We start from the raw sequence: 26,501 nt of genomic DNA on the forward strand, positions 1-26,501 counted from the left end.
ACCTCTATGGAGCCCCGCCGGGGAAATCGGACAGGACCTCTGCGATCGCGACGAAGGCCACGAGCATGACCAACGGGACGGGTTCCTGACCACCGTGCGAGGCCAGCTCGTCGGCGATCTTCTGGATCTTCGCGCGGAGCCGGTGGCTGCGCCGGTAGGCCGCATCCTTGCTCAGGCCCAGGGCCCGACCCACCTCGTCGATGCGACGCCCTTCCACGTAGACGTGCTCGAAGATGGTCATGTCGGTGGTGTCGAGGCGGGTGCGGATGGCCTCGTAGAGGCGCTCGAGTGCATCACGCCCGAGCAGTCGGCCCTCGAGGCCATCCTGGCCGAACAGCGACACGAAGGGGTCATCGAGCTCGACCAGCCTTGTGCGTCGCAGGTACTGAGCCGCGAGCATGCGGGCCATCGCCCACGTACGCATGCGCAGGTAGTAGCCGAACGAGCCCCGCTGTGGATCGAAGCCGTGCAGCGGTCGGCATCCGTCCACGAGGAAGCGCGTCCAGACCTCCGAGAGGATGTCGTCGAGGTAGGGGACCAGCTCGGCTCGAAAGCGAATCGCGGCGGCCACCGAGGCGCGGACCCTCAGGCCATAGCATCGGTAGAGCTCCGCAAAGGCTGCCCGATCGCCGGCCAGAGCATCGGCGATCCGTTCGGGGGGCAGCTCGGGGTACTTGCTCTGCGGCAAGGCGATCCTCGGGGCGAGGGTAGCAGCGCTCCGGCCCAAACGCCCCGCTGTGGGCCGCCGCAGCGTCCCATCCCGGTCCAACCGATTTTTTCGAGCGGACGACCGAAGATCCTCGTAGCTCAGCGCACTGAGTCTGCGAGTACGGAACGCGCTTCGACGACTGCCCTCGGACCCGCGGGATCTCGCGGTCGAGGGCGGGCGGCGATGACTCCAAGACCACGTGCTCGGTGAGCCGGCCTCGTTCGCGCAGGGCCGGAGCGCCCTACCCCGCTTGCGCGCGTCCCCGAGGAGTACCCCCATGTCGATGTACATCTGGAAGACCCGTATCGCGACCATGATGCTCGTGCTTGGTAGCGCCACCGTGGCCCGGGCCCAGAGTCTGGAGCCCACCGACCCGATTCCCGTGGTGTTGGTCGACGACACCGATGTCTCGGAGACACCGGACCCGGTGTGTGGGGTCTGCTCGATCGTCATCAAGCCCACGAGCAGCTCTTCGTCCACCACCACCACGACCACCATCACGATCCCCAGCGAGGACGCGTTCCACGGCGATGTGCAGCTGGTCGTGTGGCTCGAGGGAGACGTGCGGAAGGTGGTGTGGATCCCCGCGGTCACCATCGGCGCGGCCGACGAGGTGGTCGTCACGCTCCAGTCCGGCTCGGACTGGACCTGGGACGAAGTCCAGTACGCATGGACTCGCATGGTCCCCACCGCGTGAGGCCTGGTGAGCGTCATGGCCCGTGGCGGTTCAGTTGCTCTGGTCGATGCGCCGTAGCGACGACACCCAGGTGTCGAATCCCATCGACACGGAGGCTCGCTGCTCGCTCGACTCGGCCAGCTCTTCGAGACGGCGCCGGAGCTTGCCCCGCGCGCGATCGATTCGGCCGTTGACCTGGGCTCGGGAGAGTCCCACGCGCTCGGCAATCTCGTTTTGGCTGAGCCCCTCGGCGTAGGTCCAGACCAGGTAGAGCTGATCCTCGATCGACATCGAGCGCAAGGCTCGGGTCAGCAGGCTCGCGTCCTCGGCCTTCGCCAGCCGCGAGACTGCGCCCACGGTGGACTCGACGAGGTCCGAGACCGAGGGATCGGCTTGCTTGCCCAGCTGTCGTCGAAAGTGGCCCAGGACCTTGCGACGAGCGATTCCTCGCAAGTAGGCGCCGACGTTCTCGACGATGTCGTCGCGCTTGTCGAGCACGACCTCGAACACGCTCTGGGTGAGGTCGGCCGCGAGATCGGTGGCTCCGTTCACCTGTGTCAGGATCTGCTTGTAGACGCCGGGGTAGTGGGCTCGGATGAGCGTTTCGCCCGCCTCTGCCTCCCCATTGCGCCATCGGCGGAGGAGCTCCAGATCCCCGGCCACGGTCGGATTCTATCACGCTTCCTCCCACCATCTGCTTGTACTGCCAACCCTTAGGCAGGCCACCATTGGAGCGACCGAGGGGCGTCTCATGGCCCGGAGGGAGCGAAAAAACATCGAAACGGGCCGTCCGATCCTATGCTCGACCCTCGATATCGATCCATGATGGACTTCGTGACCAGCGACGACACTGGCCGCCTCGAGGGGGCCGTGCTCGACGACCGCTATCGGATCGAGCGTCCGCTCGGCTCCGGGGGCATGGGCACGGTGTACCTGGCTCAGCAGCTCACGCTGCAGATGCCGGTGGCGGTCAAGGTGCTGCACCGCGACTGCACGCAGGACCTCGCCTATCACATTCGCTTCGTGCGTGAGGCGCGGGTCGCCGCTCGCGTGGTCCACCCCAACGTCGCACGCGTGCTCGACCTCGGCCGGACCCCCGATGGGCGGGTGTACTCGGTCTTGGAGTACCTCCGCGGCGAGGATCTCGCCGAGCTGCTGGCTCGCGAAGGCGCGATGCCGTGGACGCGAACCGCTCAGATCATGGGCCAGACGATCCGCGGTCTGCAGGCCGCGCACGCCATCGGGGTGATCCATCGCGACGTCAAGCCGTCCAACGTGTTCCTGGTGGCGCCCACCGAGGGCGTGCCCGAGATGGTCAAGGTGCTCGACTTCGGGATCGCCAAGTCCAACGAGCCCGGCTCGAGCTTTGCTCGCGACCTCACCCAGTTCGACAAGATCGTCGGCACGCTGGAGTACATGGCACCCGAGCGCGTGCTGGGCGAGCCGGCCGACGCTCGCACCGATGTGTACTCGCTCGGCGTGATGCTGTTCGAGATGCTCACCGGACAGCATCCGTGGGCTGGCGACACCACCAGCAGCAACGCGGTGCGAGCCGTGATGCGCCGAGTGAGGGAGCCGCCGCCGTCGTTGCCCGAGTTCCTGCCGGGGGTGCCCCGTGAGGCGTCCGAGCTGGTGGATCGAGCGATGGCGCGGGATCCCGAGGATCGCTTCTCGTCGCTACGCGAGATGAGCATGGCGCTCGACGTGGTGACGGCGGCGTCCTCTCGGCCGCCGGTGGATGCCGGGCCCTCGCGGGCCGGGGCTCGCCCGGCATCCAAGGTGTCCGCGAGGGTGGAGACCCTGCTGTGGGCCGGCCAGATCAGCTCGCCGCACACGGCGCGCTAGCCGCGGCGGAATTCAGCCCCAGGGCGAGGCTCCACCGAGCAACAGCGCAGCGGCGGCCGCAGCGGCGGCCGTGAGCGGGATCGACAGGTTGTCGTCGATCCTGCGGCTGAACAGCTCGGCCAGGCCGCCCGTGAGGGCAGCGACGAACGCGGTGCCCCACAGGGTCGAGGGGCCGGCCGTGGTCTCGCACAGCAGCATGGCGGCGCGGGCCGCCAGGGTGCCGACGATCACGAACGTCAGCGTGCCCTCGAGGCTGCGGCCGTTGATCAGCCGGATGCGACCCATGCGGCGACCCACGAGGCCGGCGAGGGGATCGGCGAAGCCGAGCACGGCGACCGCGGTGGCGCACAAGAGCGGCGAGAACGTCAGCGCCAAGAGGACCAGCGCGGTCATGTACCAGGTGGCCGAGTTGACGCGGTCGCGCTCTTGCTCGTGGGCGATGGGGCGGAAGAACGTCATCATGGCCGCGTTGGCGCGCGACGAGATGCGGCGAAGCCCCTCCATGGTCCATGCCCATGCGGCAAAGGCACCCGCGGCCCAGGGCAGCTGCTGGGAGTCGAGGGCCACGATGAGACCCAGGCAGACGACCGCCGCGCTGGCGTGAAAGGCCGAGCGCGTGAGGTTGGCGGGTCGCAGCTCGGGCACCCGCACTCGCTCTCGGCGTAGCGCGGTGGACAGTCCGGCGTAGGTCTCACGCAGCTGGGCCTCGAGCTCGGCCCAGCGACTCACGTCGTGTGGATCGATCGCGGCCCACGAGCGCAGCATCTCGGCCACGCGCTCGATGCTCTCGCTCACCGAGTCGGGGACCAGGCTCCAGTCGGCGGCGAGCCACTCGTCGAGGCGGCGGGTGGCGGCCTCGAGCTTGTCGCGGACCAGCTCGGGCGTCTGGATGCGCAGGTCGAGCGCACGAAACAGCCCATGGAGCTCGAGGGCGAGGGCGTGGGAGAGCTCGAGGGTGGCGACCTGGGCCGTCATGCAGAAGCTCCGAGAATGCTCCACTCTAGAGCGGGTCTCCTCGGGGAGGCCATGAGAAGACCCACGGAGCGCTCACTCGGCCCGCTCACCGCGGGAGCTGGTGCCCTGCGGCGCGCGAATTCCTCTCGGCGCCGGTGGTGAGGGTTCGCACCCATCGGTCGAAAGCGACCCCGAGGTGCTGCGGGGGCCAGCGAAGCCCCCTGGGGATTCCACGACTACCGCGATCGCTCGGTCGCCTGCCGGACCACCAAGGTGCGTCCTTCGAGGTCGACTCCGTTCAGGCGGCGAATCGCCTCCGAGGCGTCCTTGCGGTCGGCCATGGTCACGAAGCCGAACCCGCGCGAGTCGCCGGTGTCGCGGTCGAGCATGACGATGGCGTCGTTGACTCGCCCGATGGACTCGAAGGTCTGACGCAGGACCTCGGTCGTCACGCCCCACGCGAGTCCCCCGACGAACAGGCGGCTCGGGATGGTGCGCTGCGCAGGACCGCCGTCGGCGTCCTCGGGGCCTCCCTGCATGGACTGCATGACCTCGTCGATCGACATCAGGTTGCCGCCACCCTGGAGCTCCTCGACGGTGGCGATCGGGATGCTGTCGCCACCGCCGGCGGCACGCTCGCGCTTGCGTGCCTCCTTGTCCCGCTTCTTCTTTTCCTTGCCGAGCTCCCGCTGCCGCTTGCCGAACGAGTAATTGGTCTTTGCCATCTGAGGTCGTCGTGTGCTTTCTCCGAGGGATCCTTGGCCCAGTCGGTCGTTGCCGTGCTGGGCTAGCCTGCTGGACGCGGACTGTCAAATCACCGCGTGTCACCGCGCGTAGGGCGCTGCGTTGAACGCACCGGGGGACCAAAATCGGGCGCCTTGGGCACCTCGATGCCGATCCCGCCTCACTCACCCATGAGGAGGCCCACGTTCTTGCCCTCGATCACCTGATGGTCGAAGAGGCGGCGGCCGGCCCCGGAGAGGGAGATCCGGTGGACTCGGGTCATCCAGTCGCTGGAGGAGAAGGGGATCGCCTCGCCGCTGGAATCGAAGGCGCGCATGGACAGCGGTCGGCATTCGTCACGGAACCGCTGCATGGCCTCGGCCTCGTCGAGGCTGGTCTCGGCCTGGCTCAGCTCGGCCCCGTCGCAGATGCCCGGCGTCTGGTTGCAGCCGGCGAGTCCGAGCAGCAATCCGAGCAACGGCCCGAGCACTGGAGGTATCAGCGAGGATGGTCGCGCGAGCCTCTTCACGGGCGTGATGATGGCATACCGAGGTGGTGCTGCACCAATGGAGCCGGGGGGAGCCGGGGCTAGGGAGGAGGTTGGTCGGGGGGAGCGCCGCCTTCTTCGACGACCGCGGGTGCCGGCGCAGGCGGGGGCGCGGCGGGTGTGGGTGGCGGCGCCTCGCTCTCGGGCTCGACCAGCCGCGGCACCTCGGCGCGATCGGCCAGGTCCCACAGCACGCGGAAGGTGAGCTCTGCGTCTCGGCGCAGCGCGGCCATCGACAATGACGGCGTGGTGCCGTCGGGTTCGGACAGCGCCGGTCGAGTGAGGGTGATGGCGGGCACTCGCAGCTCGAGGAAGGCGGCATGCCCGTAGCGGTGCTCGCCCGGTGTGATCGAGCGGGCGGTGGGCTCGAGCGCCGTGACGTCCTTGAAGAGGGTGGAGCGGCTGCCGTCGACGACGAGGAGATCCGAGTCGGGACCACCGAGCTGCTCGAGGCACACCACGGCCACGATGTTGGCGGGGCGGATTCCGCTGGCCTCGATGAATTGATCGATGCCGCGGTGACCGAGGCTGCCCGCGGCCTCGGCCACGAACACGATCGAGCGGTCGGGGCGTCGCCCCGCGCTGCGCCAGCGCCCGGCCATCTCGGCCACCGACAACAGCACGGCCAGGCTGCCCGCGTTGAGCTCACCGCCGCCGTCGGCGAGGGGCTCGGACAGACCACCCGCGTCCCAGTGCGTGACGACCACGATCGCCTGCTCGGGTCGCCGCCCTCCGGCGAGGCGCCCGATCACGTTGGCGTTCTCGAACCAACGCTCGGTGGTCTCGTACTCGAGCCCGACGACGGCGCCCGGGGTGCTGCGGGCATCGAGCAGGGCTTGGTAGACGTCGCCAGCCACGAAGCCCTGGAGATCGAGGGCGGCCGGGGGATCGCGCCCCAGTCGCAGCGATTGCACCTCCGGCTCGCGCCAGCGCTCGGCCGCGCCAAGGGTGGCCGCATCCTCGCCGGGGATCGGCAGCACGGCCACGCTCATGCCATCGTGCCACGCGGACTCGAAGGCCTCGCGGTAGCCGGACAGCGGCGACGCGCTCGCGATGATCGCCGCCGGGTCGATCAAGCGCAGCTGCTCGGGGGGTGGCGTCTCTTCGGGGGGCGGAGGCTCGGGTGGTGGCGGTAGGGGGGGCTGTCCCTCGGGGCGCAGGCGCAGCGAGCCGGGACCGGCCGAACCCCGATGTTGGAGCCACAGCCCCTCCTCGAAGCGTTGCGGAGGTGGTGCCTTGCCCTTCTCGGGAGGCGGCGCCTGCACGGTGATGGTCAGCCCATGGGTGTCAGCCACGCGGACACCCACCCCTTGGGTCCATCCGAGATCGGGGCCGTTGGGCGAGAGGCCGGCCGATTGCAGCACGGAGATCACGTGTCCCACCGTGAGCTCCGCCCCCGGTGTACCCGGACGCCGACCTCCCAGCTCGGGACTGGTGAGGAAGCCCAGATGGCGCTGCAGGCCCGCGTCCCACTCGGCGGCGCTGCGATCGTCGGCGGGCAGCTCGCTCGAGAACGGCCGGACCACGGTGGGGAGCACCAGGGGGCTTTCCTCCCGCAGCTCGAGTTCTTCGATCGGCTCGATCTTGCAGGCGCAAACCCAGACCAGGAGTGGAGCCAGCACGACCATGCGTAGGGTGGGGATGCGCCTCATGGGACCTTGGCCTCCCATTGATTCGCCTGCGCCGCGGCGCGCAGCTGGCGATCGATGGCCCGAGCCGCGATGTCGGGCCGACGCGTGCACCACGTTTGGAACGTCATCACCCAGCGGTCACCGTCTTGGATCACGGCGGGGCGGCTGCCGGCGCGTCGATAGGGGCTCAGGTGCGCCACGCGGCGCAGCTGCTCGCGGCGCTCGGGATCGTCGGCCGAGCTGGGAAGGGGCACGGTGATGGGGAGGGCTTGTTGTTCGCGTCCCACCTGTACGGCCGAGCGCACGATGTCGCGGTTGGGCAGCCACAGGGTGCGCCCGTCGGGAAGGCGCAGCATGCTTCGTAGCAGTCCGATGTGGCGCACGGTGCCCGAGAACCCCGCGATCTCGATCTGATCGCCCTCGAGGAAGCGGTTGCGCCCGGCCAGGGATACGCCGGCCGCGAGGTCCTGCAGACCACCCGGGAGGGCCAGCGCAGCGATGAGTCCGCCCAGCGCGAGCACCATGATCAGCAACAGCGGCACCGCACGAAACAGCTCGCGTCCCAGCAGCAGAGCCGCGGCCGTCAGCAGCACGATCTCGAGGTAGCTGCGCACGCGGGCCAGGCGGCGGTTGGGATCCCAGCCCAGGCGCCAGGCCACCCGCACGGCCAGGGTGAGGGCACGTCGCAGCGCGAGCACCACGCCGAGCACCAGCGAGACCACCAGCACCATGCGCGGGGTGAACACGTCGCCCAGGTGCCACATCTCGGCGAGCAGCTCGGCGCCCAGCTCGGTGGGGGGCTCGGAGCGCTCGTCGAGCCGCGCGCTGCAGGCACCCAGCCAGAGGGCGAGACACGCGAGCACTCGCACCCCGAGTGCTCGTGCGCGGGCATGGGCTCTGGTCATCGGTCGATCCCTCCCACGGCTCCCGACTCGCGCAAGGAGAGGACCACGTCGTCGACCACCAGCTCGGTGATGCCGTAGGTCCCCGCGGACAGCTCGACCAGGCCGCTGGCGAGCAAGAAGCGCAGGTGGACCTCGATCTCCTCCTCGCTCGCTCCGAGCGCCTGCGCGAGGACGGGGCGACCGAGCCGCTCGTGGCGGACGAGCAGGGTGAGGATGGCCTGGGTCTCCTCGCGCAGCTGCTGCACGAACGGCAGGCGCCACGACAGCGAGGCGAGCGTGCGCAGCCGCAGCAGCTCGCCTTCGGGCTCGGCGTGGGCGCGGAACAGCGCCATCGCACGGCGCAGGTTGCCGGCCGAGGCGACGGCCAGGCGGCGCACGTAGGTCTCCTGCGGCGAGCGTCGCAGCAGCTTGCCCAGCCCGCGCGGGGCCGGAAACTCGCAGCGCTGGCCGCCCAGCTCGCGACGCGCCTCGAGGATCTCGGTCAGCTGTGCGGGCTCGATCGGCTGCAGGTGCACGCGACACGGGAATGCGTCGTCGAGCGGGACCAGGTTCTGCCAGGCCAGCATCGATTCCTCGGCCATCGCCAGCAACCAGAACGTGTGCTCCTGCGAGGCGACCACGAGCGCGATGAACGACTCGAGCGCGGCCAGGCCCTCGGCCGAGGGCGGGAAGAACTGCTGCAGGTCGTCCACGACGACCGCGGCCGGAGCGGCTCGCAGCGAGGCGAGCACGGCGGCGTCGTCGTCGGGCACCCCCAGGGCACGGGCGAGGGCGCCCCGCAGGGTGGTGCCTTCGCTCTCGAAGCTGCGTACCGAGACCACGCGCCGCGTGCCGAGCTTGAGCTGGGCGATTCCGATGGTGGAGCTCTTGCCGGTGCCCGATGGTGCGATCACCAGCACCGCATTGCCGGACGACGGCTGGCTCTGCCACGCGCGCTCGGCCCTGACGATGGTCGAGAGCGCGTCGCGGTTGGCCACGAACAGCCGCGGGTCGCGGAGCGGCTCCACGGTGAACAGCGAGCCCGGCAGGCCCGTGAGGCGGGTCTTGCGAAGCGCGCGCTGATCATCGAGGAACGAGCGGATTGCCAGGGCATCGAGCCGCTGCAGGCCCGCGCGCAGGCGGTAGCGCAGGGCCAGGTCCTCGGCCGCCTGCCCCACCTCGCCCGTGCGGAGGGTTCGGATCAGGCGACGCAGGCCCCCCACCACCTGATCGCGCAGTCGCTGCGCCCGCAGCCGCAGCCGGGTGAAGCGATCGACGCGAGTGGTGGCCTTGCCATGGTCGCCACCCGCCGTGGCCGTGACCAGGTCCGACAGCTGCTCGGCCATGCCGGTCACGGCATCCATCAGCCGCGGGCGTGCGGCCTCCCAGCCCTGGCACGCGCCCACCTGCAGCGCCTCGAGCATGGCGTGGCCGCGATCGAGCGCCTCGTCGAGCGAGGTGGCGGGGCCACCGTCGTCCACACTGCGCCGCGCCGAGTCGAGGCCGAACTCGGCCAGGCTCTCGACCTCGCGCATCTGATCGCGGATGGCGGAGAACGCCACCGCCGCGTCGCTGAGGCACTCGTCCATCAGCGGCAGCATGCGCCCGGCCAGCTGCACCTCTTCGAGCTCGCGGGCGTCGATCGTCACGATCTCCACCTGGGCGGGCCGCGGAGCCTCCGCGAGCAGACCGAGCGAGGGCACCACGGTGATCTTCTCCTCGCCCTCGGCCATGAATGCGCGCAGCTCCACCCCGGCGGCGTCGCCGGAGGTGGCGCGGCGAACCTTGGTGCCGAGCGTCCGCAATTCCTTGACCACGGGCTTGGGCAGGACGGCTCGTACCTGGGCCTCGGCGCGTGACCAGGCGTCGGCGTCGGTGAGGGCGGTCGAGCGCGGCAGGGAGTCGAGTCGGCGCAGCTGGTCGGCCACCAGCTCGCTCGCGCGGGTGAATGCGACGTCGAGCGGGCCCAGCACCTCCTGCTGCAGCCGGGCGCACACGCGGTGCTCGACCAGCTCGGACTGGGCGGTGAAGCGCAGGCGCTCCACGGCGGCGCGGCGACGGGCCGGCCACGCGGTCACGTCGTCGTCGAGTCGGCGCAGGCAGGCCTCGAGCTCGCGCTCGACCGCCGAGTACCGCGGCAGCCGTCGCTCGCCCGGGGCACCGAGGTCGGCGAGCTGCCGGCCCAGCTCGCGCACGGCGGCCCACAGCGTGGCCTCGTGGTTGCTCGCCACCTTCTCGAGCAACAGCCGCTCGCGCTCCTGCAGCTCGGTCGTGAGCGCGTTGCTGGCGGCGGTGCCCAGGGCGGTGCGCTCGAGCACCTCGAGGCACTCGATCTCGAAGCGCTGCCAGTCGCGCAGGCTCTCCTCGGCGGCGCGGGCCATCGCGGGCTCGATCACCGCGCGGGCGGTGATGCGCACGGGAACCTTGCGGATCCTTCGGTCGCCGCGGCCGCTGAGCACGGCGCCGACCGTGCTCATGCGCTTGGACCAGCGCACGCGCCACGGATCGGTGGCCTGGGCCCGGGCGTTGCGCTCCTCGAGCGGCACGGCGGCGGAGATCGGCAGCTCTTCGAGGTGCTCGAGCAGCTGCGCGAGCACCTTGCGCAGCCCGGCGGAGCGATCGCGGACGTCCTCGAGCACCACGCGCTCGAGCCCTCGCTGCACCAGCGCTGCGCCGTGCTCCACCGCGCGTGCGTCGGCGGGGACGCAGAGGCTGTTGGACCAGCGTCGCGTGGAGGGGCACAGCTCTTCGTTGCGCCACTCCGCCCACGGCCGCTGCAGGTCGATGCGAAGGCGCCCGAGCAGCTCGCGGAGCTCCGGCGACTCGAGCTCGTCGGGGAGCTCGCGAATCGCGTCGGGGACCTCGCTGCGGCGCTCGCTGGAGCCCGAGGTCGTGGGGGTGGGGCTGGGGTCGCCGATCTCACCCGCGGCCTTGAGCGCCATGCGCAGAGTGATGGGGCCGGCCAATAGGTTGATGGCGACGATCGCCATCCCGAGCGTCTTGATCTGGTCCGACAGTGGGGACACCTGGTTGGCCGCGATGCCCACGAGCCCCAGGGTGACGCCGGCCTGCGGCAAGTAGGCCATCCAGGCCACCCGCTGCACGGTGGGGCTCTCGCCTCCGGCCGCCGCACCAAAGCGCCCCGCGGCATAGAAGGTGAGCGCACGCGCGGCGCACAGGGCGAGCGCGAACGGCAGGATCTCGATCGTGGCTCCCAGGTCGACGCCGGCCCCCGCGTTGGTGAAGAACACCACGAACACCGGCAATGCCACCATCTCGAGCGGGTGCAGCAGCGTGTGCTCGTACTTGGTGAAGTTGCGGACGATGAAGCCCGCCACGATGAATGTGAGCAGCGGCTCCATGTGCAGCAGATCGCTGACGTGCGTGACCACGAGGATCATCGCCGCCACGAACAGCAGCATCTCGGCGCCCAGGAAGCGCATGTAGAGGTAGAGCAGGCCCGCGAGCGCCACCCCGAGGGCGATCTCCTCGCCCAGGTGCAGACCCACGTTGATCAACACGCCCGCGTCCAGGCTGGCGTTGGGGTCGAGCAGGCTCATCGTCACCGCGGTGGCGACGGCCAGGCACACCACTACGACCGCGTCCTTGAGCACGGCCAGGCCCAGGGTGAGGTCGGCCATGGGGCCCTTGGCGCCGGTCTCGCTGAGCACCGCGAGCGCGATCGAGGGTGAGGTGCCGACCGCCAGCGCGGAGAACATGATGGCCATGCCGAGCGTGGCGCCGAACGTATCCAGCGGCAGCGGTGCCCAGACGAGCTGGAGTGCGACGAACGTGCCGCCCACCGCAATCGGCAAGAGCCCCACCTTGAGCCCCACCGTGGCCGACAGCGAGCGCCACTTGCGGGCGATGCCCTTGGCGTCGAGCTCCAGGCCCGCGCTGGTGGCGATGAGCCCGATCGCCAGGTCGTTGAACATGCGCATGTCCGTCACGACCTGCTTGGACAGGATGTCGGCCGCGTAGGGGCCGAACACGATCCCGGTCACGATGTAGCCGGTGACCTTGGGCAGGGTGAGGCGGCCGCCGAGCTCGGCCAGCGCGAACGCGGCCAGCACCACGAACCCGATCGCGGCCAGCGTCAGCGGGTCCGTGCCAGGAGCCGCCGCCTGGGTCTGCAGCTCTTGCAGGCCCACCATCATGACGAGCAGCACGAGGACGACGAACAGGCGACGCATGGTCCTAGCGCCTCCAGCACTCCGGTGAGAAGACCGCGAACAGGGCGAAGATCTCGAGGCGGCCCGCGATCATGCACAGGCACAGCGCGCCCTTGCCCAGGCCCGGCACGAAGCCGAAGTTCTGCGCCGGTCCCACGTCGGCCAGCCCCGGGCCCACGCTCGACAGGCAGGCCACGGTGGCGCTCATCGACGAGATCATGTCCAGGCCCAGGAACACCAGCACGAACGAGGTGGTGGCGAACAGGAGCATGTAGGCCACGAAGAACGTGCCGATCCCACGCACCACGTCGGGAGGCAGGTTGCCGCCGCCCACCCGGATGGTCTGCACCACGTTGGGGCGCACCGCCGACCGCAGCTCGCGGAGCACGACCTTGATCAGGATGAACACGCGCGAGGCCTTGAGACCCCCCGCCGTCGACCCCGCGCAGGCGCCCATGAACATGCACAGGAACAGGGCGAAGCGGGCGATGTCGGGGTAGGTGTCGAAGTCCTCCGTCATGAACCCGGTGGTGGTGGTGACGGCGGCGGTCTGGAACGCCGCGTAGCGCACCGCCTCGATCGGGTTGGGGTGGCGGTCGAGGATCGACACCGCCACCAGGGCGATCACGGCCGCGTTGACCGCGAGGTAGAAGCGCAGCTCGTAGTTGCGCCACAGCTCCGTCCAGCGCCCGCGCAGCAGGCCGTAGTAGAGCCCGAAGTTCAGGCCCGCCACGAGCATGAAGGCGATCACGATCCAGTCGATGACCGCGCTCTGGTAGGCGCCCACGCTGGCGCTCTTGGTGGAGAAGCCGCCCGTGCCCAGCGTGGACATGGCGTGGCAGATCGCGTCGTAGAGCGGCATGCCGGCCACCACCAGCAGCGCCGTGCACAGCACCGTGAGCCCGCCGTAGACCCACCACAGGGCGACCGCGGTCTGCTTGATCTTGGGGCGCAGGCCCTCGGTGATGGGCCCGGGGACCTCGGACTTGAACAGGTGCTTGGCGCCCACGCCCAGGATGGGGAACACGGCCACGAACAGCACCACGATCCCCATGCCGCCCACCCAGTGCATCAGGCAGCGCCACAGGTTGGTGGCGCGCGAGAGGCCGTCGACATCGGGGACCACGGTGGCGCCCGTGGTGGTGAAGCCCGAGACCGCCTCGAACAACGCGCCCATGGGGTCGGGGATCGAGCCCTCCAGCACGAACGGCAGGCCGCCCACCAGGCCCAGGAACAGCCAGGTCAAGGCGACCACGCCCAGCGCATCCTTGCGGTGGATCTCCTCGGGCGATCCGCCGCCGATGCGCCGCAGCACGAACGCGAGCACGAGCGCGAGCGCGGTGGTCGAGCCGTAGGCCAGGGCGGCGCGCATGGTGCCGTCGTGCAGCGCCAGCGCGGTCGGAACCAGCAGCAACAGGGCCACGATCCCGATCAGCATCCCGGTCAGGCCGGCGACCACCCGTGGGCTCACGCGCCGTCCTCCTTGGCTGGTTCCTTGTGCCCATCCTTGTGTTTGGCCAGGCCGCGCAGCGCTCGCAGGATGTCGCGACGGTGGTGGCTGGGGGCGATGGCGACGACGTGCTCGCCTCCGTGGAGCTCGCCCCCGCGCTCGCCGGGGTCGCGCAGGCGCGTGGACTGATCGTGGACGATCACCGCCACCACCAGCGCCCCGGGGCCCAGCGGCAGGCTGCGGACCGGAACCGGTCGCCGCAGCGGAGGCACGCGCAGCTCGAGCAGCTCGAGATCGGTCCCGGCGATCGTGGACGCCTCGACCAGCTCGCGCCCGGGCAGCAGACCGTGCAGGGTCTGGGCCATCACCTCGTGGGCGCTGGTGGTGCCCGCGATCCCCAGGTGCTCGTAGACCGAGGTGTAGCCGGGCCGGTGCACCAGCGCGAACGTTCGTTCCACCCCCAGCTCGCGCGTGAGCAGCGACGACATCAGGTTGACCTCGTCCGAGCCGGTCACCGCCATCACGCAGTCGGACAGGCCGATCCGCTCGTCGCGAAGGAACCGGAGGCTGGTGCCATCGCCGTGGAGCACCACGTTGGAGCCGAGCTTGGCCGCCAGCTCCTCGCAGCGGCCGCGACCGGTGTCGACCAGCCGCACGTTGCTGCCCAGGCTGGCGAACATGGTGGCGAGCTGCAGGCCCACGTCGCCGCCCCCGATGAGGGTCACGCGATCGTACAAGCCGGCACGGCTGTGCTGTACCAGCGCCGTCACGGCCAGCGGCGAGGCGACCGCGAGCACGCGATCGCCTTCCTCGAGCGCCTCGATCTCGGACGCCGCGCGAGGAGTCCCGCCGCGCAGCACCGCCCGTACCACCGAGCCCTCGGCGGAGGGCATGCGCACCTTGAGGCGGGTGGGGCTCTCGCCTCGCAGCGGGGAGGAGTCGTCGATGCCGATCAAGGCCACGTGGGCCGCTCCGCCGCCCAGGCTCGCCGAGAAGCTCACCTCGACCGCGCTCACCAGCCGCAATAGCTCGCGTCCCACCAGGCGCGACGCGCAGATGCAGGCATCGATGCCGGCCACGTTGCGCTCGAGCCCCTGCCCACCCTTGTAGAACCCGGGGTCGTCCACGCGCGCGATGGTGCTGCCCACCCCCACCGTCTTGGCCATCACCGCGGCGGCCACGTTGACCGCATCGTGCCCGGTCACCGCCACCGCCACGTCGGCCTTGCGAGCCTCCGCGCGCTCGAGCACGGCGCGGTGGGTCGCGTTGCCGCGCACCGGCTGCACGTCGAGGGTCTCCTCGGCCTCCGCCAGAGCATCGGCATCGTCATCGACCAGGACGACCTCGGCCTCCTCGGAGAGCGAGGCGGCGAGGAAGCGGCCGGCCTCGCCGGCGCCCAGGATCAGCGCTCTCATGCGTCCCCCTCCGCGGTGGCAGCCGTGCCGTGGGGCTCGGGCTGGTGTTCGTCGTGCGGCCCATGGGGCTCGGGCTGGTGTTCGTCGTGGGGCTCGTGCCCGGCGTGGAATCCATGGGGCGACGGGGGAGCCGCCACGACGGGGGCCGCGATGGGGGCGAGCGCCTTGATCTCGCCGATGTCCGCGAGGTAGCGCCGTAGCGTACGCAGCGCGAACAGGTCGGTCAGCAGCACGCCGCCCACGATGGTGGTGGTGACCGGTGCCGCCAGCTCGGGAAACCGCTGGGCGAACGCCAGCGAGATCGCGCTGGCCAGCACTCCCTGTCCCAGCACCGCGCGACCGATGCCGCGGGCGGCGGTGTCGTCCGCCACGAAGGTGCTCACCGCGAGGCGGCTGAACAGCAGCCGCGCCAGCGTACGCAGCACCACGTAGCTGGGAACCAGCACCCAGTACCACCCGGTGGCCGGGACCAACGTGGCACCCGCCAGCAGCAGCACCATCACGGTGGTGGGGAACCGCAGCGGTCGCAGCGATTCCTCCAGCCGCGCCGCGTGGGTGGAGGTCAACGCCAGGGTGAGTCCCGCGAACAGGTTGGCGAACAGCGGCGAGACCCCGAGCGCCGCGCCCACCCCGGCCGAGAACACGACGGCGCCCACCGTGGCCACCGACAGCCGCATGGGGTCGTCCTCGTGGCCGAGGAACACGTGGAACAGCATGCCCGCCACGATCCCCGAGAAGATCGTGATCGTCGCCCACTCCACGATGGTCAGGCCCAGCGCGCCCGCGGTGGCGGTGGCGCGGCTGCCCGCCATCGCCAGGCCGAACGCGAAGATCGCCAGCACCTGCGCGGCCGAGGTCATCGCGCGCAGCAGCGACGCGCGGTCGGGGCTCACGTCGAAGCGCCGCAAGGCCGTCTCCACCAGCACCGTCGACGACGTGCCCGCGGCCGCCCCCACCGTGAGGCCGATCCACAGCGCCTCCGGCGAGACCCACAGGGAGATCAGCGTACTCTCGGTCGCGGTGAGCGGGTTGGCCATCAAGGGATCGGCCACGTTCAGGAGCGAGGGGTCGAGCACCTGGATGAGGCCGGTGACCGCCGCGGCGATCGCCAGCACCACCGCCGCCGAGGCCCCGAGCCCCGCCAGGAGCGACTCCATGGTCGCGCGGATCTGCCGGAGCTCCAGGCCCACCAAGAACCCGATCACTCCGAGCACCGTCGACACGAACAGGTCGAGCTGCTGCATCACCTCGGGGCTGAGCACGTTCAGGATCGGCCCGAGCAGGACGCCGAGCAGGAGGTACTCCACGCCAGCGAGCGCGAAGGCCTTGGCGGCGAAGCGCTCCAGGAAGCGCCCGGCGACGAACGCGAGGACGACGACGCCGACGAAGAGGACGGTGGTGCTCACGGGGAAGGAGCCGGTCGAGGCTAGCCCATGTGCGTGCGGCCCCCAACCTCGAGCGCCATGGGCGCACGCAGGAGGATACACGGATTGCCGTCGATGAGGAGGGACAACGGCCGCGCGTCGTCGTCCGAGGGGTGGATGGCGGGGTTCCGCTGCGCCCCGTGGCGCCCCCCCACGCGACGTGTCAAGGTCGCCCCCGATCGCCGCATGTCGGATGCGAGCCCACCGCCACCGGATCCAGGCCCGCACCCACGGGGTCCATCGACCAAGGCCTTCGCCACGCTGTGGCTGACGTTGTTCCTCGATCTGGTGGGCTTTGGGATCATCATCCCGGTCCTACCGTTCTATGCGACCAGCTTCGGTGCCTCGCCGCAGCTGGTCACCCTGCTCGCCACCGCGTTCTCGTTGGCGCAGTTCGGGGCGGCGCCGGTGCTCGGCCGCATCAGCGACCGAGTGGGGCGGCGGCCGGTGATGCTGATCTCGATCGCGGGCTCGTGCGCCTCGATGCTGGTGCTGGGCCTTGCCTCCGCCCTGTGGATGGTGTTCGCCGCGCGGGTGCTGTCGGGCCTGTGCACCGCCAACATCTCCACCGCCCACGCCTACGTGGCCGACCGCATCGCGCCCGCGCGTCGCGCCAAGTACATGGGCTTGATGGGCTCGGCGATCGGTCTGGGCTTCGTGTTCGGTCCGGCGCTCGGCGGTCTGCTCAGCACGCCCGAGCATCCCGAGCTGCCGTTCCTGGTCTCGGCCGGCCTAGCGGCGATCAACTGGGGGATGGCGTTCGTGTGGCTACCCGAGAGCCATCGACCCGAGCGCGCCTCGACGGCGGAGCCGACCCGAGCCCATGGCTCGTCGCGGCTGGGAGCGATCGTCCATGCCCTGTGGGGTACGCCATTGGGCTGGCTGGTGCTCGTCAACCTGTGTTTCTTCGTCGCCTTCTCCTCCATGGAGTCCACCTATGCGCTGCTGCTCGAGGCCGAGTTCGGCTGGGGGGCACAGCAGACCGGGGGGATCTTCGCATTCGTGGGCGTGGTGATCGTGCTGACCCAGGGGGTGCTCGTCGGGCGCCTGGTCGGGCGTCTGGGCGAGCGCCGCACCTTGCTGTTGGGCATGACCCTGTTGGTGGTGGCGCTCTCCATCCTCGGCTCGATGAAGGTGCCGTGGCTGGCGTTCGTGGGCAGTGCGCTGTTGGCCTGTGGCAATGGGCTCACCACGCCCAGCATCAACGCCCTGGTCAGTCGTAGCTCCGGCGCCGGCGATCAGGGGTTCCACATGGGCTTGTCGTCTTCTGCGGCTGCCCTGGGACGGATTGGTGGCCCCGCGGGCGCCGGGGTGCTCTTCGCCAGAGTGGGGCCGGGCGTGCCGATGTTGGTGGCCGCGGGGGTGGTGATGATGGCGGCCCTGGTGGTGCTGGCGCGGGTGCGCATGCCTGGTGGCGACGCCTGACGGACACCTCGCGCTGGTTGAGATCACCAGGACCCTGCTGTACTGCTACCGGAACGATGACCCCCGGATCGAGGGGCGTCTCGCCAGCCTGGCGCCGTTGTTCGATACGGTGCTGGTTCACTTTGGATCATCCGACCTCGAGGAGATCCTGACGTACGTGGTCGATGTCTTCGGTCCCGCTTCACCACTATGCGCTATCATCATGGGGACCTTTGGAAGGGCGGCACGAGAGATGTACCTGACGATTGCCGAGAGCATGAGGGCCGAAGGGCGGGACAAGGGGAGGGCCGAAGGGCGGGCGCAGGCGTTGCTTCGGCTCCTCGAGCATCGCGCTCTGCTCCCATCTCCCGCGCTTCGTGAGCGGGTCGTCGAGACGTCCGATGAGGCGTTGCTCCAGCATTGGTTCGACCGCGCCTTGGCGGCCGAGACGGTCGAGGCCGTGTTCGACCTCTGAGCCGGCCGCCGGCCGGCCGGCCACGCGCACTCGGCCATCACTCGGCCGGCGATGGCACTTTGGTCCGGGCGGCCTTCTGTGCCGCCTTCCTCGCCCTGCGCTCGCGAATGCCTCGAAGCGTGATCCGGTCGATCCACACGTAGAACACCGGTACCACCACCAACGTGAGCAGCGTGGAGGTGATCACCCCGCCGATCACCGCCACCGACATCGGCGCCCGGAACTCCGAGCCCTCGCCCTGGCTCACCGCGGTGGGCAGCATGCCGAGGATCATCGCCGCCGAGGTCATCAAGATCGGCCGTAGGCGAGCCTCCCCCGCCTCGAGCAGCGCATCGAGGATCTCCTTGCCCTGGTCGCGGCGCTGGTTGGCAAAGTCGACCAGCAAGATCGCGTTCTTGGTGACCAACCCCATCAGCAGGATGATGCCGATGAGCGCCGGCATGCCGATCGCGAACCCGGCGATGAACAGCCCCACCAGCGCACCCACGATGGCCAGCGGCAGCGAGAGCATGATCGTCAGCGGGTGCAGGAACGATTCGAACTGCGCCGCGAGCACGAAGTAGATGAACAGGATCGACAGGCCCAGCGCGATGCCGAGGTTGGTGAAGGTCTCCGTCATGCGCTTGGCCTCGCCCGACATCGAGAACGAGTAGCTCGGGTTCGGGACCAGGGGCTCCATGCGCTCGGTGATGTCGGCCACCACCTCGCCCAGCGAGCGATCCACCACGTTGGCGGTGACGGTGATCTGGCGCTCGCGATCGAGGCGCTGGATCGCAGCGGGCGTGGTGCTCGACTGCTGACGGGTCACGTTGCCCAGGGCCACCAGGGTCCCGCCGCGCACGGGAACCGGTACGTCGTGCAGGGCCTCCCACGAGCCGCGGTCCTCGGGCCGAAGCTGCACGCGAATGTCGCTTTCCTGCTCGCCCTCGCGGAACTGGCCCACCACCTCGCCCTCGACGGCGAGCCGCAGCGTGGATGCGATGGTGGCGAACGAAACCCCGAGATCGGCCGCGCGCTCGCGATCGACCATGAGCGATTCCTCGGGCCTTCCTGGCTTGTAGGTGATGGACGGGTCACGGACCCCCTGCACCCCCTGCACCATGCGGAAGGCCTCCTGTGCGAAGCGGCCCAGCTCGTCGTAGTCGGGCCCGCGCAGCACCAGGGTCACGGGGGCTTCTTCGAGCGACGACGCACCTCCGTTGAGACCGGCCTCGCGCATGCTGAACGTGAGTCCCGGGATGTCGACCAGCCGCGGGCGCAGCACCTCCATCATGTCGGCGGTCGAGCGCGTGCGCTCCGACTTGGGCGTGGTCAACACCCGCACGCTGGCGCGGTTGCCCACCTCGTCCTGGCCCACCGTCGTGGCAATCGTGACCACCTCGGGCAGCTCTCGCACGATCTCCTCGACCTGGGAGGTGATGCGGTCGGTCTCGGCCAGCGAGGTGCCGGCGGGGAGCTCGAGGTTGATCTGGAAGTTGCCCTGGTCTCCGCGCGAGTTGAACTCCTGGCCCATCAACGACGTGAGCGCGAGGCTCCCCACGAACGCCACCGCCGCGCCCAGCGCCACCGTCTTGCGGTGGCGCAGCGACCACGCCAGGGTCCCCACGTAGACCTGATCGATCGCGTCGAGCAAGCGCACCATCGGACCCAGGATGGGGTGGCGGCGCAGCTTCTCGTGGTGATCGGGCTCGATCGCCTTGGTGACCCGCGCCGACATCATGGGGTCGAGCGTGAACGACACCAGCATCGAGACCAGCACCGCCGCCGAGACCGTGATGCCGAACTCGCGGAAGAACTTGCCGATCATGCCGCCCGTGAACGCCACCGGGCCGAATACCGCCACGATCGTGAAGGTCGTGGCCATGACCGCCAGCGCGATCTCACCGGTGCCACGGCGGGCCGCGGTCACCGGGTCCTCGCCGCGTTCCATGTGTCGGAAGATGTTCTCGCGCACCACCACCGAGTCGTCGATGAGCAGGCCGATCGCCAGCGACAGGCCCATCATCGACATGATGTTGAGGGTGAAGCCGCACAGCCACATCACGAAGAACGTGGCCACCACCGACACCGGCAGCGCCACCGCCGAGATCACGGTGGAGCGCCAGTCGAGCATGAACAGGAAGATCACGATGATCGCGAACAACCCGCCGAGCACCAGCGCCTCCTCGAGCTCGGCGAGGTTTTGGCGGATGAACACCGAGGAGTCGATGATCTTCACCAGCGACATGCCCTCGGGCAGCGAGGGCTCGAGCTCGGCGACCGCCTCTGCGACTCCGTCGACCACCGCCACCGTGTTGGACCCGCCCTGCTTCTGCACATCGAGGGTGATCGAGGGGATCCCGTCCACCCGCGTCAGCGTGCGGGTCTCGACCGTCGTGTCGAGCACCTGACCCACGTCGGCGATGCGTACCTGCGCCCCGTGGGGGCCGGTCATCAGCACCACGTCTTCGATGTCGCGGGGCTCCTCGAAGCGGCCCACCGCCTTGAGGCCCACTTCCCTGGTGCCGGCCACCAGGCGCCCCGCGGGCAGGTCGTAGCTCTCGCCACGCAGCGCCTGGGCCACCGCGACCAGCGGCAGCCCCAGCGCCTCGATCGCCTGCCGCCGCAGCTCGACCCGGATCTCCCGCTCGGCCCCGCCGAGCACCGTCACGCTGCCCACGCCGTCCACGCGCTCGAGCGCCGGACGCACCACGTCGTCCACGTAGCGGCGCGTCTCCAGCGGGCCACGCGTGCTCTTGATCGAGTACGTGACCACCGGGATCGCCGACATGTCCACGCGCGTGATCGTGGGGTCGATGACGTCCTCGGGGAGCATGCCGCGAATGCCCGCGACGCGGTCGCGCACGTCGGCCGCGGCCTGGCCCGCGTCGACCTCGAGCTCGAACATCACCACCACCTGGGAGACGCCCTCGCGCGAGTAGCTGCGTACCTCGTCCACGCCGTTGATGCTCGAGACCGCGTCCTCCATCCGGCGCGTGACCTCGGCCTCGATCTCCTCCGGGCCCGCCCCGGGGTAGGGCGTGGTGATGGTGACCACCGGGAACGAGACCTCGGGGAACAGGTCCACGCCCAGGCGAGCCAGGCCAAGAAGGCCCATCACGATCACGGCCATCGCCACCGTGGTCATGAAGACCGGGCGGTCGATGGAGACGTCGGTCATCCTCATGGCGCTTGCCCTCCGTCGGTCACCACCACGGCCAGCCCGTCGCGGAGCTCCGCGTGGCCGGCCACCACCACCGGGTCGCCCTCGGCCAGGCCCTCGAGCACCGGCACCCACTCGCCCTCGGGAGGCCCGAGCTTGGCGTGGGCTCGCGCCGCAAACCCCTCGCGAACCGTGAACACGTCCGAGCCCTCCGGGGTGACCGCGAGCGCGTCGCGGTGCACGGCCAGCACGCCCTCCCGCTGCTCCACCACCACCGTGGCGTCGGCGAATTGGTTGGGCAGCAGGTGGTGAGCCTGGTTGTTCACCGTGATCTCGATGGTGGCGCGGCGCGTGACCGGATCGAGGCTGGGGCTCATGGTCTTGACCGTGCCCTCGAAGGTCTCGCCGGGTCGGGCATCCACGGTGATCTCCACCGTCTGGCCGATCGCCAGGCGGGCGAAGTCCTTGGCCGTCACCGCGCCCACCAGCTCGAGCTCGTCGATGTCCTGGATCTCGAATGCGCTCACGCCCGGGGTGACCCGGGTGCCCATGTCGATGTCTCGCCGGGTCACCGTCCCGGCCAGCGGGCTCAGGATGCGGCTGTCGTCGAGCGAGTCGCTCGAGAGCCCGGCGGCGGCCTTGGCCCCCAGGTGCTGCGATTGCGCCGAGCGCAGCATCGCGCGGGCCGTGTCGACTGCGGACTGGCTGCGGTCGAGCTCGGCCTGGCTGGCCGCCCCTCGGTTCGCGAGCGAGCGGACCCGCTCGAGCTCGCGCTCGGCGGTCTCGACCTCCAGGCGGGCGCGGTCGAGCGACGCCGCCGCGGCCGAGCGGTTGGCCTTGGCCTGGTTCTGCGCCAGCTTCAAGGAGCGGTGCTCGATGATCGCCAGGAGCTGTCCGGGCTCCACGTGATCGCCCACGTTGACCATCACGTCCTCGATGCGCCCGGGGATCTCCGGGATCACCTCGACCCGGCGAACCGCCCGCAGCGTGCCCGTGAAGCTCACCTTGGCCTCGAGTCGGTGGCGCTCCAGCGGCTCGGTGCGCACTCGCGGGGGCTCGAGCTCGACCGGCTTGGCCGCCTGCTCGCGGGCCTGCAGCGCCGCATCGACGCGCTCGGAGAACAACACACCGAGCCCGCCGAGCGAGCCCAGCACGGTCACCACGATGATCAACGTTCTGGTTCGGGACATGATGAGCGACCCTTTGCGCCGTAGAGGAACAGGTCGACGATGCGCTGGATGTGCTGCTGTGGGTCGGACTCCGCGCCGCGCTCCAGCAGCACGCGGGTGTAGTCGGCGATCATCGAGCCCCAGAGGTGGAAGGCCAGGGCCTCGGCGCCGTAGGGCGAGAGCTCGTCCTCGGTGGCCGACTCGGCGACCCAGCGGGTCAGGCGATCGAGGTAGGCGGTCACGCCCTGGAGCTTCCAGCGTGCGAGCGCTTCGTTGGGCATCGCACCGGTCTGCAGCTTCATGAACACCGCGAACGCGTCGGCGTGGCGCGCCCGCACGTCCACGTGCCGGTGCAGCAGCAGCTCGAGCCGCTGGGCGAACGTCAGGCCCGCCGGCACCGGCTCGTCGAACAACGCGATGAAGGCGACATGGATCCGCTCGAGCAGCGCCGCGAAGATCTCTTCCTTGCTGCCAAAGTAGTTGTAGAGCGAAGGCGCCGTGTAGCCGGCTGCGCTCGCGATGTCCTTGACCGTGACCGCGTGGTAGCCCTGCTGCGCGAACGCAGTGGTCGCCGCATCGAGGATGGCCTCGCGCGTACGCGTGACGAGCTGGGCCTTGCGGGCGGCGCGCGGCATGGTGAACCCTGGGTTCAATGATCTGAACGAGAATTAAGGGAATTGAAACCGTGAATCATGAACCTCCGGAATGGCGTTCCTACGGGCCAGGCGCTCGGGTCGAGAGATGCGCGCCATGTCCGCGGGCAGTTCGGCGGCCGCTGCTGCGCGGACTGCGCTATGAAGACGGTGGTGTGACGGCGTCGGGCGAGACCAGGCCGCGGGCGAGGTGGTCGACCAGCCCGAGCAGGGTGGGGATGCGGTGCTTGCCGTGCATCCTCATGACCTCGCGGGCCACGAGCTCGACGGGGAGGTCGATCGCGGTGACGAACAGCGGGCGCTGGCTCGTGCCTCGCAGCACCGGGGTGGCGTGCTCGCTGCCGCGGTAGGCCGTCTTCGCGACTCCGACCACCGGGTGCACGCCGCCGAGCGCGGCATGGAGGTGCCCGCCCAGCCCGAGCGTGCCGCTTCGGTCGAGAGTCGCGTAGCCGTCGACCACGATCGTCCGCACGGGGGTGGTGAGCCGCTCGAGGACTGCGAGTACGCACGGGAGCTCGCGCTCGAAGAAGCGACCCGGGGTGTAGGGGCGGACCTCGGGGATCGTGGTGACGGCGACCTCGATGGGAGCGGCGTCGGCCCACGCGCGAGCGACCACGCAAGCGGCCAGGGCCTCGCGCTCCCCGTAGCCCACATCGATCATCGCGATCGGTCCGAGATCTCCGCTGTCGCGCACGCGGCCCAATCATGGCTCACCGACCCGGGGCAGGTCGGGAGTCACGGCTATTTCGCGTCTTGGCCAGGCAAACCCACGTGAGGGCTGTGCTTCGAGGCCGGATCTCGCGGTCCTGGGCCGCCGCAATCCCTGCGGTTGACATCGGCCGCCGTTCGTCCGACCCATCGTGCATGCACGAGGTCTGGACGCGAGCCCTCGAGGGCAATCCCGTGGTGGTGCTCGGCAATCCTCCGGCGGCTCCGCAGACTGCGGACGGTGAGCCGCGCTGGGTGGAGATCCGGGTCGCTTGTGATGGACCCCGGTCCACCTGGGGCCCGCTCGAGGAGGCAAGGCGACGCATCGAGGCGCTGCTGGGCGAGCAGAGCCCGCGCTGGGACGAGGCGCTCGATCGCATGGGTCCGCGCGCTCGTCTGCTCAGCGACATGGGCGAGCCCACGCTCGAGGCCACGCTGGTCGGAGCGGCCAATCGCCTCGCCGACCAGCGACCGCGACGCGCGGCGTTGGTGGTCGAGGGACTCGATGCCGCCGATGCCGCCACGCTGCAGGAGCTGCGCGACATCGTGGGACGCGAGGGATGGCTGCGGCTGCCGCTGGTCCTCGGCGTGCGCACGATGCCGGGGGAGGGCGCGGTCGCGGAGCTGCTGCGATCGATCGAGGGCGAGCCCGTGGTGGTGGAGGCTCCGGTCGAGCCCACTCCATTCGACTGGATGAGCCTGCCTCCCGAGCTGCTGCTGGTGATGCGCGCGGCCGCGGTCGTCGGCCGGAGCTTCGAGGTGGAGCTGGTGGGCCGCCTGCTCGGCGTCTCGCCCGATGCGGTGCTGGTGCGGCTGCAGCAGGCGGCCGATCTCGGCGCGCCGCTGGCCGATCAGGGCGGGGGCCGCTTCTTCCTGCCCGAGGCCGCGCAGCAGACCCTGGTACGACGCGTGCTGCCTTCGCTGGTGGAGCGCTGGCATCGACGCCTGGGCGAGATCCTGGCCGAGCCGGCCCCTCCGCCGCCCGATGCCGACGTCGACGAGCCTCGGTTCGAGGCGAAGGCGAGCGCGCCGGTGGCGGAGGAGCCCGAGCTCGTCGACGAGCCGGAGCTCGAGCCACCCGAGCAGGAACGAGCGCCCGTCGAGCCGGTCGAGCCCGGCGCCGTGATCGAGCCCGCGACGCCCGTCGACGCCGAACCCACCCCTGCGCCGCCGGGATCATCGGCCCAGCTCCCGTCCGACGAGACCATCACCTACGGGGAGATCTTCGAGCCGCCCGTGGAGGAGCGCCTCTCGTCGCGCGCCCGTGAGGCGGAGCCTGCATCACCACCGCGAGCGACCACCAGCGAGCACACCATTCGCCTCGACGACGACGCCTACGAGCGCGTCATGGCCTCGGCCCGCGCATCCGTCGATCCGCGCGACCAGGCGCGAGCGGCCCACCACCTGCTCGAGGCCGGCCTGCCGCAGCGTGCGGTCGAGCAGTACCTGGCCGCGCTGCGCAAGGTCGCGGCGCGCGGTGACAGCCGTCGTGCCCTGCTCATCGCCGACCAAGCACTCGCGTTGCTCGAGCGCCAGCCACCCTCGCGCGCCCGCGACCTCCTGCATGCACAGGTGCTCGCGATGGCGGCCCGGGTGCAGTGGCGCGGGGCAGGTCGCGGACCCGCGCTCACCCTCCAGGGAGCGCTCGAGACCCTCGACGAGGCCGAGCAGCTCGTGGGGTCCGATGGCCCGCTCGACCTCCGCACCGAGATCGCCCAGCTGGTGGCGGGCGTCTGCTACGACCTCGGTGACATCGCCTCGCTCCAGCGCGCCCTCGATGCACTGACGGGAGCGGCACGCAGCCTCATGGCCGCAGGTGAGTCGGTCCGCGCCGCTCGGCTGCTCAACGATCAAGCGGCCGTCTACCTGCGCGCCGGGGATCCCGTGCGAGCCAACCACCTGCTCCAGCAGTCGCGCAGCATCTTCGACGAGCTGCATCGCGAGCGGCCGGACGATCCCACCGTGATCACCGAGCGCGCCGAGACCGAGCACCTGCTCGCTCGCCTGCCGCTGCACGCTCGTCTGCGGCCGGGTCGAGAGGACGACGCGTTCTCGATGGCCCTCGGCCACGCGCGGGCGGCCGCCGAGGGCTACCGCCGCCTGGGCGGCCGCGTGGAGCTGGGTCGCGTGTCCGAGACCATGGGGCGGCTCGAGACGGCTCGCGGTCGCTACGAGCGCGCCGCCGAGCACCTCGAGGCGGCGCTGTCGCTGAGCCGCGAGCTCGGCGACGTCATCGGCCTCGCCCGCACGACCGCAGCGCTCGCCGAGCTCTACAGCGCCGCCGGGCGCCCGTCGGAGGCCCTGGCGGCGCTGCGCGACTCGGTGGCCTTCAACGTCGACAAGGGCTCGCCGCTCGGCCTGGCCGTCAATCGCCGGGCGCTCGAGCAGCTGCGCCACGCGGTCACCGGCGATCCTCGAACCTCGCCCACGCTGCTGCGAGCGGTTCGCGAGCTCGACGCGTCCCTCGGTGAGGCCGAGCGCCTCCTCGGACGCGTGAGCGTGCCGGGTGACGTCGACTGA

General features: G+C 70.5%; 20 protein-coding genes. 5 read left to right on the top strand and 15 right to left on the bottom strand.

Annotated elements, in window-relative coordinates:
* Positions 1–4: 4 nt before the first annotated feature.
* Positions 5–688: an RNA polymerase sigma factor gene (locus OEB96_RS40140; protein WP_266222211.1), complete on the bottom strand. Its 684-nt coding sequence runs from the start codon at positions 686–688 to the stop codon at positions 5–7.
* A 298-nt stretch (positions 689–986) separates the two neighbouring features.
* Between OEB96_RS40140 and OEB96_RS40145 the strand changes: the two genes are divergently transcribed.
* The gene (locus OEB96_RS40145) at positions 987–1,406 is read left to right on the top strand and encodes a hypothetical protein (protein ID WP_266222212.1); all 420 of its coding nucleotides are present in this window, start codon (positions 987–989) and stop codon (positions 1,404–1,406) included.
* A gap of 30 nt (positions 1,407–1,436) precedes the next feature.
* Here OEB96_RS40145 and OEB96_RS40150 read toward each other — a convergent pair whose 3' ends face one another.
* The gene (locus OEB96_RS40150; protein WP_266222213.1) at positions 1,437–2,048 is read right to left on the bottom strand and encodes an RNA polymerase sigma factor; all 612 of its coding nucleotides are present in this window, start codon (positions 2,046–2,048) and stop codon (positions 1,437–1,439) included.
* 171 nt (positions 2,049–2,219) lie between these two features.
* Between OEB96_RS40150 and OEB96_RS40155 the strand changes: the two genes are divergently transcribed.
* A complete protein-coding gene (locus OEB96_RS40155) occupies positions 2,220–3,230 on the top strand; it encodes a serine/threonine-protein kinase (protein ID WP_266222214.1) in 1,011 nt (336 codons plus the stop codon).
* Positions 3,231–3,242: 12 nt separating this feature from the next.
* On the opposite strand, the gene OEB96_RS40160 is transcribed toward OEB96_RS40155, so the two are convergent.
* From OEB96_RS40160 to OEB96_RS40200, 9 genes are all read right to left on the bottom strand, one after another.
* A complete protein-coding gene (locus tag OEB96_RS40160; RefSeq protein ID WP_266222215.1) occupies positions 3,243–4,205 on the bottom strand; it encodes a diacylglycerol/polyprenol kinase family protein in 963 nt (320 codons plus the stop codon).
* 215 nt (positions 4,206–4,420) lie between these two features.
* Positions 4,421–4,909 carry a hypothetical protein gene (locus OEB96_RS40165; RefSeq protein WP_266222216.1) on the bottom strand — a complete coding sequence of 163 codons (489 nt, stop codon included), beginning with the start codon at positions 4,907–4,909 and terminating at the stop codon, positions 4,421–4,423.
* A 179-nt stretch (positions 4,910–5,088) separates the two neighbouring features.
* Positions 5,089–5,436 (bottom strand): hypothetical protein, encoded by a 348-nt coding sequence (locus OEB96_RS40170; protein WP_266222217.1) that lies wholly within the window; start codon positions 5,434–5,436, stop codon positions 5,089–5,091.
* 59 nt (positions 5,437–5,495) lie between these two features.
* Complete coding sequence (locus OEB96_RS40175; protein ID WP_266222218.1) at positions 5,496–7,106, bottom strand: M28 family peptidase; 1,611 nt, start codon at positions 7,104–7,106, stop codon at positions 5,496–5,498.
* The gene (locus OEB96_RS40180; protein ID WP_266222219.1) at positions 7,103–7,990 is read right to left on the bottom strand and encodes a mechanosensitive ion channel domain-containing protein; all 888 of its coding nucleotides are present in this window, start codon (positions 7,988–7,990) and stop codon (positions 7,103–7,105) included. Before OEB96_RS40180 ends, OEB96_RS40175 begins: the two co-directional genes overlap by 4 nt.
* The gene (locus OEB96_RS40185) at positions 7,987–12,162 is read right to left on the bottom strand and encodes a cation:proton antiporter (RefSeq protein ID WP_266222220.1); all 4,176 of its coding nucleotides are present in this window, start codon (positions 12,160–12,162) and stop codon (positions 7,987–7,989) included. The genes OEB96_RS40180 and OEB96_RS40185 overlap by 4 nt, the downstream gene beginning before the upstream one ends.
* 4 nt (positions 12,163–12,166) lie before the next feature.
* Positions 12,167–13,612: a TrkH family potassium uptake protein gene (locus OEB96_RS40190; protein ID WP_266222221.1), complete on the bottom strand. Its 1,446-nt coding sequence runs from the start codon at positions 13,610–13,612 to the stop codon at positions 12,167–12,169.
* A complete protein-coding gene (gene trkA, locus OEB96_RS40195) occupies positions 13,609–15,006 on the bottom strand; it encodes a Trk system potassium transporter TrkA (RefSeq protein WP_266222222.1) in 1,398 nt (465 codons plus the stop codon). Before trkA ends, OEB96_RS40190 begins: the two co-directional genes overlap by 4 nt.
* The gene (locus OEB96_RS40200) at positions 15,003–16,412 is read right to left on the bottom strand and encodes a cation:proton antiporter (protein WP_266222223.1); all 1,410 of its coding nucleotides are present in this window, start codon (positions 16,410–16,412) and stop codon (positions 15,003–15,005) included. The genes trkA and OEB96_RS40200 overlap by 4 nt, the downstream gene beginning before the upstream one ends.
* A 93-nt stretch (positions 16,413–16,505) precedes the next feature.
* On the opposite strand from OEB96_RS40200, the gene OEB96_RS40205 reads away from it, so the two are divergent.
* Entirely contained in the window at positions 16,506–17,855 is a 1,350-nt protein-coding gene (locus tag OEB96_RS40205) for an MFS transporter (protein WP_266222224.1), read from the top strand.
* Positions 17,842–18,309, top strand: a complete 468-nt coding sequence (locus OEB96_RS40210) for an RpnC/YadD family protein (RefSeq protein WP_266222225.1) — start codon at positions 17,842–17,844, stop codon at positions 18,307–18,309. Before OEB96_RS40205 ends, OEB96_RS40210 begins: the two co-directional genes overlap by 14 nt.
* A gap of 37 nt (positions 18,310–18,346) precedes the next feature.
* Here OEB96_RS40210 and OEB96_RS40215 read toward each other — a convergent pair whose 3' ends face one another.
* From OEB96_RS40215 to OEB96_RS40230, 4 genes are all read right to left on the bottom strand, one after another.
* On the bottom strand, positions 18,347–21,475 hold the full coding sequence (locus OEB96_RS40215) for an efflux RND transporter permease subunit (protein WP_266222226.1): 3,129 nt from the start codon (positions 21,473–21,475) through the stop codon (positions 18,347–18,349).
* On the bottom strand, positions 21,472–22,641 hold the full coding sequence (locus tag OEB96_RS40220) for an efflux RND transporter periplasmic adaptor subunit (RefSeq protein ID WP_266222227.1): 1,170 nt from the start codon (positions 22,639–22,641) through the stop codon (positions 21,472–21,474). The genes OEB96_RS40215 and OEB96_RS40220 overlap by 4 nt, the downstream gene beginning before the upstream one ends.
* Entirely contained in the window at positions 22,620–23,255 is a 636-nt protein-coding gene (locus OEB96_RS40225; protein ID WP_266222228.1) for a TetR/AcrR family transcriptional regulator, read from the bottom strand. Before OEB96_RS40225 ends, OEB96_RS40220 begins: the two co-directional genes overlap by 22 nt.
* Positions 23,256–23,412: 157 nt before the next feature.
* A complete protein-coding gene (locus tag OEB96_RS40230; protein WP_266222229.1) occupies positions 23,413–23,967 on the bottom strand; it encodes an endonuclease V in 555 nt (184 codons plus the stop codon).
* Positions 23,968–24,137: 170 nt separating this feature from the next.
* On the opposite strand from OEB96_RS40230, the gene OEB96_RS40235 reads away from it, so the two are divergent.
* Positions 24,138–26,501 (top strand): tetratricopeptide repeat protein, encoded by a 2,364-nt coding sequence (locus OEB96_RS40235; RefSeq protein ID WP_266222230.1) that lies wholly within the window; start codon positions 24,138–24,140, stop codon positions 26,499–26,501.

The organism is Paraliomyxa miuraensis (assembly GCF_026337845.1).
In the GTDB taxonomy this organism is placed as follows: domain Bacteria; phylum Myxococcota_A; class Polyangia; order Nannocystales; family Nannocystaceae; genus Paraliomyxa; species Paraliomyxa miuraensis.

Excerpts from the sequence above, each read along its gene's own strand:
- OEB96_RS40180 (WP_266222219.1), bottom strand. The coding sequence starts at position 7,990 with ATGACCAGAGCCCATGCCCGCGCACGAGCACTCGGGGTGCGAGTGCTC.
- OEB96_RS40225 (WP_266222228.1), bottom strand. The coding sequence starts at position 23,255 with ATGCCGCGCGCCGCCCGCAAGGCCCAGCTCGTCACGCGTACGCGCGAG.
- OEB96_RS40145 (WP_266222212.1), top strand. The coding sequence starts at position 987 with ATGTCGATGTACATCTGGAAGACCCGTATCGCGACCATGATGCTCGTG.
- trkA (WP_266222222.1), bottom strand. The coding sequence starts at position 15,006 with ATGAGAGCGCTGATCCTGGGCGCCGGCGAGGCCGGCCGCTTCCTCGCC.
- OEB96_RS40160 (WP_266222215.1), bottom strand. The coding sequence starts at position 4,205 with ATGACGGCCCAGGTCGCCACCCTCGAGCTCTCCCACGCCCTCGCCCTC.
- OEB96_RS40205 (WP_266222224.1), top strand. The coding sequence starts at position 16,506 with ATGAGGAGGGACAACGGCCGCGCGTCGTCGTCCGAGGGGTGGATGGCG.
- OEB96_RS40235 (WP_266222230.1), top strand. The coding sequence starts at position 24,138 with ATGCACGAGGTCTGGACGCGAGCCCTCGAGGGCAATCCCGTGGTGGTG.
- OEB96_RS40215 (WP_266222226.1), bottom strand. The coding sequence starts at position 21,475 with ATGAGGATGACCGACGTCTCCATCGACCGCCCGGTCTTCATGACCACG.
- OEB96_RS40220 (WP_266222227.1), bottom strand. The coding sequence starts at position 22,641 with ATGTCCCGAACCAGAACGTTGATCATCGTGGTGACCGTGCTGGGCTCG.
- OEB96_RS40185 (WP_266222220.1), bottom strand. The coding sequence starts at position 12,162 with ATGCGTCGCCTGTTCGTCGTCCTCGTGCTGCTCGTCATGATGGTGGGC.
- OEB96_RS40165 (WP_266222216.1), bottom strand. The coding sequence starts at position 4,909 with ATGGCAAAGACCAATTACTCGTTCGGCAAGCGGCAGCGGGAGCTCGGC.
- OEB96_RS40175 (WP_266222218.1), bottom strand. The coding sequence starts at position 7,106 with ATGAGGCGCATCCCCACCCTACGCATGGTCGTGCTGGCTCCACTCCTG.